This window comes from Coprococcus sp. AF19-8AC, assembly GCF_003603115.1.
GTDB classification, from domain to species: domain Bacteria; phylum Bacillota; class Clostridia; order Lachnospirales; family Lachnospiraceae; genus Coprococcus; species Coprococcus aceti.
In genome coordinates this window covers 41,781-54,437 of record NZ_QTMI01000006.1, presented here as the reverse complement: position 1 = coordinate 54,437, position 12,657 = coordinate 41,781, and the positions used below count along the sequence as shown (strand labels likewise).

13 protein-coding genes are annotated in these 12,657 nt (G+C 45.2%); all 13 read left to right on the top strand.

The genetic code is table 11. The annotated features are described in order from the left end of the window. Nucleotides 1-5: 5 nt before the first annotated feature. On the top strand, nucleotides 6-1,070 hold the full coding sequence (locus DWX57_RS12920) for a hypothetical protein (protein ID WP_120124605.1): 1,065 nt from the start codon (nucleotides 6-8) through the stop codon (nucleotides 1,068-1,070). Next, entirely contained in the window at nucleotides 1,070-2,545 is a 1,476-nt protein-coding gene (locus tag DWX57_RS12915) for a class I adenylate-forming enzyme family protein (protein WP_120124602.1), read from the top strand. The genes DWX57_RS12920 and DWX57_RS12915 overlap by 1 nt, the downstream gene beginning before the upstream one ends. Before the next feature lie 39 nt (nucleotides 2,546-2,584). Further along, entirely contained in the window at nucleotides 2,585-2,806 is a 222-nt protein-coding gene (locus tag DWX57_RS12910; RefSeq protein WP_015533823.1) for a phosphopantetheine attachment site, read from the top strand. A 201-nt stretch (nucleotides 2,807-3,007) separates the two neighbouring features. After that, entirely contained in the window at nucleotides 3,008-3,226 is a 219-nt protein-coding gene (locus DWX57_RS12905) for a cation transporter (protein ID WP_055146474.1), read from the top strand. 108 nt (nucleotides 3,227-3,334) lie between these two features. Further along, a complete protein-coding gene (locus DWX57_RS12900) occupies nucleotides 3,335-5,248 on the top strand; it encodes a heavy metal translocating P-type ATPase (RefSeq protein ID WP_120124599.1) in 1,914 nt (637 codons plus the stop codon). Between the two features lie 11 nt (nucleotides 5,249-5,259). Then, nucleotides 5,260-5,622, top strand: coding sequence for an ArsR/SmtB family transcription factor (locus DWX57_RS12895; RefSeq protein WP_120124597.1), 363 nt, complete (start codon nucleotides 5,260-5,262; stop codon nucleotides 5,620-5,622). A 181-nt stretch (nucleotides 5,623-5,803) separates the two neighbouring features. Next, nucleotides 5,804-6,175: a GntR family transcriptional regulator gene (locus DWX57_RS12890; RefSeq protein WP_117550657.1), complete on the top strand. Its 372-nt coding sequence runs from the start codon at nucleotides 5,804-5,806 to the stop codon at nucleotides 6,173-6,175. A gap of 85 nt (nucleotides 6,176-6,260) precedes the next feature. After that, nucleotides 6,261-7,178, top strand: coding sequence for an ATP-binding cassette domain-containing protein (locus DWX57_RS12885; protein WP_242992681.1), 918 nt, complete (start codon nucleotides 6,261-6,263; stop codon nucleotides 7,176-7,178). A 41-nt stretch (nucleotides 7,179-7,219) separates the two neighbouring features. Next, a complete protein-coding gene (locus DWX57_RS12880; RefSeq protein ID WP_117550653.1) occupies nucleotides 7,220-7,873 on the top strand; it encodes a hypothetical protein in 654 nt (217 codons plus the stop codon). 92 nt (nucleotides 7,874-7,965) lie between these two features. Next, nucleotides 7,966-8,607 (top strand): hypothetical protein, encoded by a 642-nt coding sequence (locus tag DWX57_RS12875; protein WP_117550651.1) that lies wholly within the window; start codon nucleotides 7,966-7,968, stop codon nucleotides 8,605-8,607. Between the two features lie 267 nt (nucleotides 8,608-8,874). Then, a complete protein-coding gene (locus DWX57_RS12870) occupies nucleotides 8,875-9,558 on the top strand; it encodes a YjjG family noncanonical pyrimidine nucleotidase (RefSeq protein ID WP_117874589.1) in 684 nt (227 codons plus the stop codon). Between the two features lie 104 nt (nucleotides 9,559-9,662). Then, nucleotides 9,663-10,532 (top strand): methylenetetrahydrofolate reductase [NAD(P)H], encoded by an 870-nt coding sequence (gene metF, locus DWX57_RS12865; RefSeq protein WP_015533832.1) that lies wholly within the window; start codon nucleotides 9,663-9,665, stop codon nucleotides 10,530-10,532. Between the two features lie 78 nt (nucleotides 10,533-10,610). Beyond that, the gene (locus DWX57_RS12860) at nucleotides 10,611-12,641 is read left to right on the top strand and encodes a glycosyltransferase (protein WP_120124594.1); all 2,031 of its coding nucleotides are present in this window, start codon (nucleotides 10,611-10,613) and stop codon (nucleotides 12,639-12,641) included. Nucleotides 12,642-12,657: the final 16 nt, after the last annotated feature.

Sequence of the window (12,657 nt, the reverse complement as noted above, 5' to 3'; positions counted from 1 at the left end):
AAGATATGCCAGCGTGGATAAAATATACAATATCAGTATTTTCGATATGTACAGTGCTTTTCCTTGGCTTGAACAAGGCGGGAGAACTGGCGAGACCACAGGATTTTGACTCAGATGTGTGGACAAACTACTATGCGGAGGAGGATAACACCATCAGTACGGTGCTCATCGGCTCCAGCTCGATGTACAGATACTGGATACCGACCCAGGCGTATGAGGAGCAGGGGTACACATCAATGCTCATAGGTACTGCGGCTCAGGATATAAGACTTGCGCCGTATCTCATGGAGGAGGCTGCCAAGACCCAGGATCTGGATCTGTTTGTGGTTGAGGTCAGAAGTATTATCATACGAGGCGATGTCACAAAGATAAAGGATGAGCATTACAATTATCGTATGGAAGTCATGACATCGGGCATGAGACCATCATCGACGAAGTTTGAGATGATACAGAAGTATTACAGAGCGGACGAGAAGTCCAAGTTCGAGCTCATGTTCCCTATTCTGAAGTATCACGATAATCTGCTGACATTTGACAGACAGGTGCTTATAGACAGACTCAATCAGGGAACGGACGAGTTCAAGACAGGTAGGCAGAGGTCGAAGATCACGAAGATCAAGGAGCCTGTGTTCGAGTCTGACGGACAGCTTCATCTGTCGGATGAGACACTCGGATATATCGATGACATAGAGACAAAGGCAGAGGAGCTCGGAGTTAAGGTTCTGCTGGTTGCGACACCTTACTACCCATCAAAGGGTCAGGCATCCAAGCAGCTTCAGCTTGACGAGTACATAGCCTCAAAGGGATATGATTATCTGAACATGAACAATGTTCTTGATGAACTGAATCTGGATTATTCAACAGATTTCTACAACAGCAAGCATGTAAATATTGCGGGTGCCAAGAAGGTTACCACATATCTTGCACAATATATAGAGGACAATTACGGCCTGCAGAGTAAGCTTACAGATGAGCAGAAGCAGAGCTGGACTGATGCCTGTGATGCCTGGGCAGATGAGGAAAGCAGTCTCATGGCAGAATGGGAGAAGTACAAGAAGGAGAACGAATAATGTATAAGCAGACGGTATTACATTATATTCAGGAGTATGCCCAGACGCAGCCGGACACTCTGGCGGTGTGTGAGCTAAGAAAGACAGTCACATACGCAGAGTATTGGAGCAATATAAGAAAGACTGCACACGCTTTGCAGGATATGGGCATATGCAAGGGCGATCATGTAATGATCAGATGCACACAGAACATAGATTATCTGACAGTGTTCACTGCACTGCAGTACATGCATGTGCTTGTCGTGCCGATAGAGAAATCCACATCCGCAGAGAGGGCAGTTGAGATAGGCCAGAGAGTTGACGCAGCATGTCTCATATCAGACAAGCCTGTGGATGGAATAAAGTGTATAAGCCAGAAGAAAATAATAACCAGGATGAAGGATGAGAGCGAGGCAGAGCTTGAGCTTCCGGGTGAGGAGGACAGATCGATGCTGCTCTTCACAACGGGAACTACTGGATCTTCAAAGGGCGTTGTCATGCACCACAGAGGTGATGTGGGAATAGCCGGCAATGTCATCGAGGGAACAGCCATGAAGAAGGGCAATGTGGAGATAATACCAATGCCTCTCAACCATTCATTTGGAATAAGAAGATACCAGTCAGACATGGTAAATGGCGGCACAGTATGTCTGATGGACGGAATGGTATTTATCGGAACGCTGTGGAAGCTCATAGAGAAATACGGAGTGACATCCATGGCGATATCACCGGCATCACTCGGAATGATATTCCATTTGTCGGATGACAGGATCGCGGATTATGCAGATCAGCTTGATTATATACAGATAGGCTCAGCACCTCTTGCCGAGTCAGACAAGGAGAAGCTGCTCAGATTGCTTCCGCATACAAGACTGTATAATTTCTATGGTTCATCTGAAGCCGGATGCGCATGCATACTGGAGTTCAGTGGCAATGGCAACAAGACAGGATGTATAGGAAGACCTACCGTGAACTCGGTCGTAAGATTCTCTGACGACGAGGGTAACGTGGTTACAAATGGCAGCCCGGAGTCACCGGCACTTCTGTCCTGGGGCGGTTCTATAGTCATGGAAGGCTATTACAATGACCCCGAACTCACTGCTGAGACCATTGTGGATGGATATGTTAGGACAAAGGATCTGGCATATCTGGATGAGGATGGCGACTGCATACTTGTAGGCAGGGCCGATGATGTGATAAACTATGGTGGAAGCAAGATATCTCCTGCAGAGATAGAAGACCTTGCACTTGGATATGAGCATATAGATGATGTGGCTTACACTTCAATCAAAGACCCGATCACCGGAGAGCTTCCGGTCATACTGGTCGTGCAGAAGGATGGCTATGAGGAAGCTGATTTTGAAAGCTTTCTTGCTGACAGACTTGAGAGCTACAAGCTTCCAAGAAAGTATATCTATGTTGAAAGTATACCAAAGACGTTCAAGGGTTCAGTTCTGCGAAAGGAAGTAAGAAAGCTTGCAGAGCAGAACGTATAGATGGTTTGCAGAGAAGATCATACAAAGGAGAATTGAACAATGAAAGAATTTATTGAGATGCTCAAGAAGATCAAGCCAAATGTTGATTTTGAAAATGAGGAGGCACTCGTTGACGACGGAATCCTGGAGTCACTCGATATCATCTCTATCATTTCAGAGATAGCAGATAAGTACGGAGTTGTCATCCCAAGTGATGAGATCATACCTGATAACTTCAACTCAGCGATCGCTCTCTATGAGCTTGTGGAGGATCTGAAGTAAGATCTGAAACATGATCTGAAAGTGGAATCAGATATATCTGGAACAAAAACCTGTGTATATGTTATATACACAGGTTTTTTTAAATGCACAGATGTTCATATAAACAAATTTAAAAAAGAATTGCAATTTGGTGTTGACATATAATTAAATACATGTTTAAATGTTCATAGATTCAATGAGAACAATGAAAAGGAGATAACTATTATGAAGAAGTATAAGATTGAAGTTGATTGTGCAAACTGTGCAGCAAAGATGGAGGAGGCTACAAAGAAGGTAGCAGGTGTTAAGGATGCAACTGTAGCATTCATGGCACAGAAGATGAGCGTTGAGTTCGACGACGGAGCTGACGAGGCTGAGGTTATGAAGAACGTACTTAAGGCTTGTAAGAAGGTTGAGCCTGACTGCGAGATCTTTATGTAACCAAAGGCGGTTATGCATGTGCATGCTGATTACCGGATTATGGTATAGCAGGTTGTTTAGTCACGGCTAACTGACAAAGATCTGTACTCTATCAGATAGGAGGATGTTATGACAAAGAAACAGAAAAAAGTGCTTAGAAGAATTATAATATCGGCGGTTCTTCTGGTTGCCATGGCTGTTATGTTCACAGTTCTTGAAAAGAGCGGAACTGTAGATCTTGAAAATCCGTCGATCATGTGGAGATGTATAGAGATCGTGGCGTACCTGATCCCATATCTCATCATCGGTTACGATATACTTAAGAAGGCATTTCTCGGAATCATACACGGAGAGGTATTTGACGAGAATTTCCTCATGGCGATTGCCACTGTAGGTGCCATGGTGCTCGGTGAGTACAAGGAGGCATCAGCGGTTATGCTGTTCTACCAGATAGGCGAGCTGTTCCAGAGCTACGCCGTAGGCAAGAGCAGGAAGAATATCACAGCACTCATGGATATCCGTCCTGATTATGCGAACATAGAGAAGGATGGCAAGCTTGAGCAGGTAGATCCTGATGACGTTCAGATCGGAACAGTCATAGTTGTACAGCCTGGAGAGAAAGTACCTATCGATGGAAAGGTTGTTGAGGGAGTTTCATCACTCAACACCAGTGCCCTCACAGGTGAGAGCGTACCTAGAGAGGTTCATGTGGGTGATGAGATCATCAGTGGATGCGTCAACCTCAACGGACTTATAAAGATCGAGACAACCAAGGAGTTTGGAGAGTCGACCGTATCTAAGATCCTTGATCTCGTTGAGAACTCAAGCATGAAGAAGTCCAGATCAGAGAACTTCATCACAAGATTTGCAAAGTATTATACACCGGCTGTATGTATAGCAGCACTTGCACTTGCAGTGCTTCCGCCATTGGTAAACATTATCATGGGTAATCCTGCAGCATGGTCCAAGTGGATCATCAGAGCACTGACAACACTTGTTATAAGCTGTCCATGTGCACTGGTAATATCCATTCCACTGAGCTTCTTTGGAGGAATCGGCGGAGCTTCGGCAAAGGGTATTCTGGTCAAGGGTTCCAACTATCTTGAGGCTCTCTCATACACAAAGTATGTCGTGTGCGATAAGACAGGAACACTCACAAAGGGTGTGTTCCAGGTTACAGAGATACATCCTGAGGGAGGAATGAGCGAAGCTGATCTTCTTGAAAAGGCAGCGCTGGTCGAGAACTATTCCAACCATCCTATCAGCAAGAGCCTGAAGGAGGCATATGGCAAGGAAATCGACAACAACAGGGTCACAGACGCAAAGGAGATCAGCGGACACGGTGTGTCAGCGGTTGTTGATGGTCATGAGGTTGCCGCAGGAAATGTCAAGCTCATGAAGCAGATGAACATACAGGCAGCGGTTCCTACATCGGTTGGAACAGAGATACATGTTGCCGTGGATGGAAAGTATGCAGGATATATTCTCATATCAGATGTTGTCAAGCCAAATGCAAAGGAGGCTATAAGTGGTCTCAAGGCAGCAGGCGTGGAGAAGGTAGTCATGCTCACAGGTGATGCGAAGAAGGTTGCAGATGCAGTCGGAAGCGAGCTTGGCGTGGATGAGGTGAGAAGTGAACTTCTCCCTGGAGACAAGGTGGATGAGGTCGAGAAGCTCATCGCAGCCAAGGGAGAGAAGGAGAAGCTTGCATTTGTCGGAGATGGAATCAATGACGCCCCTGTACTTTCGAGAGCAGATATAGGAATCGCCATGGGAGCACTCGGCTCGGATGCAGCTATAGAGGCTGCTGATATAGTCCTCATGGACGATGACCCGGCAAAGATAGCCACAGCCATGAAGATATCCAAGAAGACACTCAGGATAGTTCATCAGAATATCGTGTTTGCACTTGTGATCAAGTTTGCGTGTCTTGCACTTGGAGCTGTTGGTTTTGTCAACATGTGGTGGGCGATATTTGCTGATGTTGGAGTTATGATCCTTGCGGTATTAAATGCGACAAGAGCACTGAGCTTCAAAGAATAGGAGGAGACCGCATGGGAGAGATACATTTGCCGCATTGTCACTGCGACAATGAGAACAAGGTCATAAATTGCATGCCGTCTGCTGATGACTGCAGTGGTATGGCAGATATATTCAAGCAGCTCAGCGACGGCAGCAGACTCAGGATACTTTGGATGCTATGCCATCTGGAGGAATGTGTGAGCAACATAGCCGCCGCCATGGAGATGAGTGATCCGGCTGTGTCACATCACCTGAAACAGCTTAAGAGCAGCGGTCTTATCGTGAGCCGCAGAGAGGGCAAGGAGGTGTATTATAAGCTGGCAGACACGGAGACCGCCAGACTTGTCCACAAGGTATGTGAGGAGATGTTTCAGATAACATGTCCGCTTGAATAATAGAATAGTATTAATGAGGAATTCCCCTCGTCACGCTGACAGGCTCAGTATCGTGGCGGGGGATTTTTTTGTGGGGATAATAAGAAAATTTATAGTTCTATGTCGCAAAACAAAATAACAGTTGACATGCACCTGTACATAGTGTATATATAACATATAAACAGTTGAGGGAGGTATGTATATGAGGCTTTCTCAGAACTCAGGAGTGCCTATATATCAGCAGATAGCAGACAGCTTCAAGTCGGACATTCTGGCGGGCAAATATGCCCAGGGCGAATATCTGCCGTCTATCAGGGGGCTGGCACGGGATCTGAAGATAAGTGTTATCACCACCATGAAAGCTTATGAGCTGCTGGAGCAGGAGGGGCTGGTCACCGCTGAACAGGGCAAGGGCTTTTATGTGAATGCACAGGACAGTGAGATGCTGATAGAGCAGCATCTTCGAAAGGTAGAGGCATCTTTGACGGAGGCCATAGCTGCGGCACGTATTGCGGGGTTGTCGGACGATGAGCTCAAGAACATGCTTGATGCTCTGCTGATGGTGGAGGACTGACGATTTGACAGGCAGAGAACAAAGTGGACAGAGAATAGGGAAAAAGAAAGACGTGAAGAGAGTTTAAGGTTTAATGGAGGATTGGATGATGAATTATGACTGCGCTGTAAAAGGGGAGAATATTTCCAAAAAGTTTAAGACATTTACACTGGATATACCTGATTTGAGGGTGCCAAAGGGATTTGCGACAGCACTCATCGGAGAAAATGGAGCGGGAAAGACGACACTTCTCAATATGCTTTCAGGAATAAGGCTTGATTACAAAGGTGAGCTGACTTTCTTTGACAAGTATTCATCGGAGGAGAAGGAGAGAAGGGCGGATGTAAAGAACAGGATAGGCTATACGGGAACAGGCAGATATTACCTTCCACAGTGGACTGTATCTGATGTGGAGGAGATAAGCAGTCTGCTCTTTGACAATTTTGACAGGGACGAGTTTGAAAGATATTGCCGTGAACTTGCGATATTTCCTGATTCTCCGAACGGTGTTGCGCTGAAGAAAAAGTGTTCAGCACTCTCTGATGGAACCAGAACTAAGCTGATGCTTGCCGGGGTTATGGCGAGGGATACTGACCTGCTGCTGCTCGATGAGCCGGCATCGCCTCTTGATCCTCTTATGCGAGATAAGCTGTGTCAGATGATCGGCGATTATATAAGCGACGGAGCGGGGGAGAAGAGTGTATTGTTCTCAACACACAATATATCCGATATGGAGAGCATCACTGATTATGCGATCATCATGGAACATGGAAATGTGGTCGAGTGCGGATTTGTGGAGGATCTGAAGGAGAAATACATACTGATAAAGGGAGATGCCCAGGATGCGGAGGTGGCATCAAACATCCTTTATACCATGACTAAGAATCCATATGGTTTTGAGGGAATCTGTCTTGCAGAGAATCTGGACAAGCTTGCCGGAATGAATGTGAGCAAGGAGATACCATCGCTGTTTCAGATAAGTGTTGCGGTCATGAAGAATAATACAAAAATGGTATTAAAGTAAAAACAGCTTAGAGTGTTTCACGTATTTATAGGAGCGTAATTATGATGATGATAAAGGATTACAGAGCCATCACGAATGGAAAATACCGGCTAGTGTGTAATGTGTTGATACCGATCATACTGGGGGTGATACTGGCATTGATCGATATAGGAGTGAGAAAATATTATGTAACAGCGGTCATGCTCGGTGTGGGAGCGGCGCTCATGACTGCGATCGAGGTTATGGCTGATTATTGGGGATTCGGTGCAATATGTGTGAAGGGCTGCCTTGGAATGGATTATCTGAAGACGTCAACAAAGGGGAAAGCCATGTTACGGAATGCGCTTACGGCGGATCTGCTTGCCCGACCGGCGAGGATCGCGATATGCATGGTGATAGTGGCCGTACCATATGAAATTATGGTGGGTAACCCGGTAAGACTGCTTTGCCTGTCGATACTGCTCACAGCAGATATTTCCGTGTGGGCGCTGAACATTACTAGATATGTCCAGAATGTTCAGGTCATGAGTCTGCTGTCCATGCTGTCATCAGGAGCATCGGGAGCTGCGGTTATATATATAACGATATCTTCGGAATTGCAGAAGTTTACATGGCTCATAGTTACAGCACTGGCGGTATTGCTGCCGGTTGGAATATATGTGACGCGCAGACATATGTACTGCAAGGTTGAGGCGTCTTATCTGGATATGGATTAACAGATTGTTGTTCAAGGCCGGAAACGGCTTAGACTATCCGCCCCGCCTGCCGGCGGGAGAAATGATATATATTAGACAAGGAGGATTAAGGGATGAAAGATTTGATACTTGGTTTTAAACTTCTTAGATATGGATATAAGTTAAAGACAAATGTGATGATGTTGGGGTTATTCACTGCAATAGGTTTATTGATTGAAATATCATCACACGGAACGAATATTCTGGGCGGTTTCTATTTTATGCTGACTGGAATGTTTGCCTATCAGATGATAATATACATGAATGCATCGGACTATGTGCAGTCAAGCGTGATGAAGAGAAAACTGGAGGTGGGAATGCCAGTGATCGTCAGCACAGTTGTGTATCTTGTACTTTTCACAATACTTGTTGTGGAGAAATATATACTTATCAGAATGTATCCGGAGAATACAGAAAACTATCTGGATACATTGTTTATGATCATATTTATATTGTTCGGAGCTATGATATTCTGCGGTGTATGTTACAAATATTTTGTGGCAAGCTTTATTGTGTTTATGCTGGTGATAATGACCTGCATGTCAACAATCAGTCATATATCAGATGTTATAAGTCTTGGGCTTGTAAAGTTTGCTGTTCTTGGATATGCGGCCATCCTTTTGGGTGGTGTTATAGAGTATTTAATCAGTTCACTTCTCTACAGAAAACAGTTGTCAGAGATCGCAATGAGCGGACTCAGCAAGAGCATGAAGTAAATTGAAATACAAATAAACTTAATAAAATAGACGGAACAGAGCCGGTTGCGGATCGTGCGGGATTGCCGAAGAGAGGGCGGTCACAGCAGAAGATTTGTAACCGGCTCTATTGCTATTATCTGGTGAGTGGAATATAATATTTAAGAATGTGCGCACTGTAAAAATCCGGCAGCTGCGCATAAGAGTAATGTATAAAATGCAGAATCATAACGACAGACACTGATAAGTCAGCATATGAATTTGAAAAGAAAGATATAAGGAATTTATATGGTACAGAACATATTGTTTGATCTGGATGAGACACTGCTGGACTTCAAGCGCAGCGAGAGCAGAGCGCTCTCAAATATGCTCAGGCATATAGGGGTGGAGCCTACAGAAAAGGTCATATCCAGATACAGCGAGATCAACAAATCAAGATGGAAGCTGCTTGAACAGGGGCTGCTCACAAGGCAGCAGGTTAAGGAGAGCAGATACGAGATACTTTTTGCAGAGCTGGGAGTTGACTACTCTGCTGCAGAGGCGACAGCCTACTATGAGGATCAGCTCAGCCAGAAGGGATTTGTATTCCCTGATACGATAAAGCTGCTTGATACTTTGTATGGACGATACAAGCTGTACATTGTGTCAAATAGCGGAGCATACGTACAGACTGGAAGAATGGCAGACTGCGGTATAGTAAAATATTTTGAGGATATATTCATATCTGAGGATGCCGGAGCGGAGAAACCGTCCAGAGAATTCTTTGACTATTGCTTTGGTAGGAGACCAGAGATAAAGGCAGATGAGACTGTGATCATAGGAGACAGTCTGACATCAGATATTCAGGGCGGAATAAATGCTGGGATAAGGACGATATGGTTCAACCCTGATGGTCAGCAGGCGGCGGATATACATCCGGACTATGAGGTGAAAAAACTTATGGATATTCCGGCGCTGCTTGAAGAGTTGTAAGCAAAAAAACAAAATTATTTATCGGGACCGGATACAAATGAGTCCGGATATAAATGAGTCCAGATTGAAATAAACAGTAATAGTCAAATATACAGAGGTAGTACATGAAGATAAGAGATTTGATAACACAGGACAAGGCGACACTCTCATTTGAGGTGTTCCCGCCAAAGAAGGATACAGACTTTGCGGATGTTGAGGCAGCGGCGCTTGGTATAGCGGCATTTAAGCCGGATTACATGAGCGTTACATATGGTGCCGGGGGAAGCACCAAGGGGCATACGATCCAGCTTGCCCAGGAGATCCAGGAGAAGTACGACGTGCCGACCATAGCACATCTGACATGCGTGTGTGCCAGCAAAGAGGGCATCAAGACTGCGCTTGCTGACATGAAGAATGCCGGTATAGAGAATATACTTGCTCTCCGCGGCGATATACCGAAGAACTATGATGGACAGGTATTTGCAGAGTTCTCACATGCATCAGAGCTGGTGGAGCTCATCAAGGAGACAGGAGATTTCTGCGTGGGCGGAGCATGTTACCCTGAGGTACACCCAGACTCGGCAAATAAGCACGAAGACATAATTGGGCTTAAGAAAAAGGTCGATGCTGGATGTGATTATCTCACGACCCAGATGTTCTTCGACAACAACATATTCTTTAATTTCATGTACAGAATCAGAGAGGCGGGAATATCAGTGCCGATCATACCGGGCATTATGCCTATAACAAGAAGAGTACAGGTCAAGAATGCTGTCAAGCTCTCAGGTTGTAACGTGCCGGAGAGATTCAAGAGCATAGTCGATGCATTTGGCGATACTGAGGCTGCGATGAGGCAGGCGGGAATTGCATATGCCACAGACCAGATCATAGATCTCATGGCAAATGGAGTGAAGCATATACATGTGTATTCCATGAATAAGCCTGAGGTTGCGGCAGGAATACAGAAGAATCTATCGGAAATACTTAAGATATAAAATTTATTGACAGACCTAGAGTCGGGACATCATGAGGGACAGCAATAGGATGGTGTTCAATGAAAGGAGTATCGGGTTATGAAACCGGTTATATCAGTGATTTTTACAGCCGGAAGCGGTGTGGAGACATGCCGGACAAAGCTGGCTGGCCAGACATTTAAGGAGTACGAGATAATAGAAGCGGACAGATTCGCGGGGATTGAGCGCGCGCATGGAGAATATATACTGTTCGTGGATGGCTCGGAGGTTTATCCGGAGAACATGCTGGAGAAGCTGCATGACGCCGCAGAGCAGAGCGGGGCGGACATGGTGATTTCGAACTGCGAGCTTATAGACAGTGACGGTGGGAAGACCTTCGGAAGAGGTGTACATTTTGAGTGGGTTCACGGCGGAAAGCAGGTGTTTAACTGGAAGGACTGCCGTGGCAGGATCATGAATGTGGTACGACCATTAGTTGGCAATAAACTCTACAGAAAGCAGTTCATAATAGATGCAGGACTGGGCATTGCCGGTTGTGACAGCGAAGCGATATATTCGGCAATTGGAGCTGTAGCGGCGGAGAAGATAGCATATATAAGCAATCTGACATTTTCAAGGAATGTTGTTCCTGAGAGTGAGGCTGAGAAGCTGCCGGATGTTCCGAAGACCGTTGACTGTGTGACGGAGCATGTGAAGGGCATGGCAGACAGGACTGATCTGTGGAATGCTGTTATGTACTTTGCCATACGTCAGTATGTGGACAATTATGAGAAGTATTGCAGAGAACTGGATTCTGCAGAGAGAATAGAGTTTTACGAGAAAGCGCACAGCGTATTTAACAGTGAGATATTTGACGGATTGACAGAGAAGGGACTCAATGATGACAAGTTATTCCGCAAATATTCCATCATAAAGAAACATGATTCATCGGAGCTGAAAAAGCTCAAGACGAGAAGGATAATAGTGTCGCTCACATCCTATCCCGCCAGAATTGCGGGCATAGCACAGATGCTTGAGTCGATATATTCACAGACCAGAAAGGCAGATAAGATTGTTCTGTGGCTGGCGGAGGAGCAGTTCCCGAATAAGGATGACGATCTCCCGGATGATCTCAGAAAGCTGCAGTTTGAGGATAAGCTGGAGGTCAGATGGTGTGATGATCTGAAGCCGCACAAGAAGTATTTCTATGCGCTGCAGGAGTTCACGGACGACGTGGTCGTGACGATAGATGACGATCTGCAATATCCTCCATACATGCTTGAGAATCTGTATATGTCATATTTACAGTATCCAGAGGCGGTATCCGCTGTGAGGACACACTGGATGGTCATTTCGGATAAAGGGCAGCTTATTCCGTACAGGTATTGGATGAAGGAGACGGTTGCCTGTCTGTACAGACCAAAGATGCAGTTATTTGCAACCGGGGGCGCAGGAACTTTATATCCACCAGGAATTTATGATGATAAGTGGTTCGACAAAGACAAGATGGTGGAGATGTGCCTGTGGGCGGATGACATCTGGCTTAAGCTAATAGAGATCATGTCAGGAGTTCCGGTTGTGGCGGCTATGCCATGTGAGGATCTTCGGTACTTACCGGGCTCACAGGAAATAGGCCTTTACCATAAGAATGTGGACGCCGACCAGAATGACGTTCAGTTACAGAAGATAGAGGAATGGCTTAAACCTGAATATGGAGATAATGCACTTGCGAAGAAGATTCTTGAATATGATGGAGAGCCGGTAGAGGATGCACTGATCAGGGTATGTGAATGTCATGAAAAAGAACGCAGAGAATTGAGGGATGAGATTGGTAGAAATTCCAGACAATTAAAGAAACGTATTGAAGAAAATGAGCGTGCCTACAGGGAAAAGTCAGAGATAAATGCCAAGCTTCAAAGAACATACAAGGAAAAGTCGGAGATAAATGCAAAACTACAGCAGACATATAAGGAAAAGGCTGACAGGGGTATCCGGATAAAAGAACTTGAGAAGGAGAAATCTGATCTTCAGGCAAAACTTGGAGAACTTCAGGCAGAAAAAGCAGATATTCAGAAGAAATTGGAACAGCTTCAGGCAGAGAATGTTGTTTTGCAAAAGCAGCGTTCAATATGGTATAAAATAAAAAAGTGATAAAAATAAAGAAAGA

What these genes read in the sequence shown, in the direction of transcription:
- DWX57_RS12890 (WP_117550657.1), top strand. Translation starts at nt 5,804, where the DNA reads ATGAGGCTTTCTCAGAACTCAGGAGTGCCTATATATCAGCAGATAGCA.
- DWX57_RS12920 (WP_120124605.1), top strand. Translation starts at nt 6, where the DNA reads ATGCCAGCGTGGATAAAATATACAATATCAGTATTTTCGATATGTACA.
- metF (WP_015533832.1), top strand. Translation starts at nt 9,663, where the DNA reads ATGAAGATAAGAGATTTGATAACACAGGACAAGGCGACACTCTCATTT.
- DWX57_RS12875 (WP_117550651.1), top strand. Translation starts at nt 7,966, where the DNA reads ATGAAAGATTTGATACTTGGTTTTAAACTTCTTAGATATGGATATAAG.
- DWX57_RS12885 (WP_242992681.1), top strand. Translation starts at nt 6,261, where the DNA reads ATGATGAATTATGACTGCGCTGTAAAAGGGGAGAATATTTCCAAAAAG.
- DWX57_RS12895 (WP_120124597.1), top strand. Translation starts at nt 5,260, where the DNA reads ATGGGAGAGATACATTTGCCGCATTGTCACTGCGACAATGAGAACAAG.
- DWX57_RS12900 (WP_120124599.1), top strand. Translation starts at nt 3,335, where the DNA reads ATGACAAAGAAACAGAAAAAAGTGCTTAGAAGAATTATAATATCGGCG.
- DWX57_RS12870 (WP_117874589.1), top strand. Translation starts at nt 8,875, where the DNA reads ATGGTACAGAACATATTGTTTGATCTGGATGAGACACTGCTGGACTTC.
- DWX57_RS12910 (WP_015533823.1), top strand. Translation starts at nt 2,585, where the DNA reads ATGAAAGAATTTATTGAGATGCTCAAGAAGATCAAGCCAAATGTTGAT.
- DWX57_RS12860 (WP_120124594.1), top strand. Translation starts at nt 10,611, where the DNA reads ATGAAACCGGTTATATCAGTGATTTTTACAGCCGGAAGCGGTGTGGAG.
- DWX57_RS12880 (WP_117550653.1), top strand. Translation starts at nt 7,220, where the DNA reads ATGATGATGATAAAGGATTACAGAGCCATCACGAATGGAAAATACCGG.
- DWX57_RS12915 (WP_120124602.1), top strand. Translation starts at nt 1,070, where the DNA reads ATGTATAAGCAGACGGTATTACATTATATTCAGGAGTATGCCCAGACG.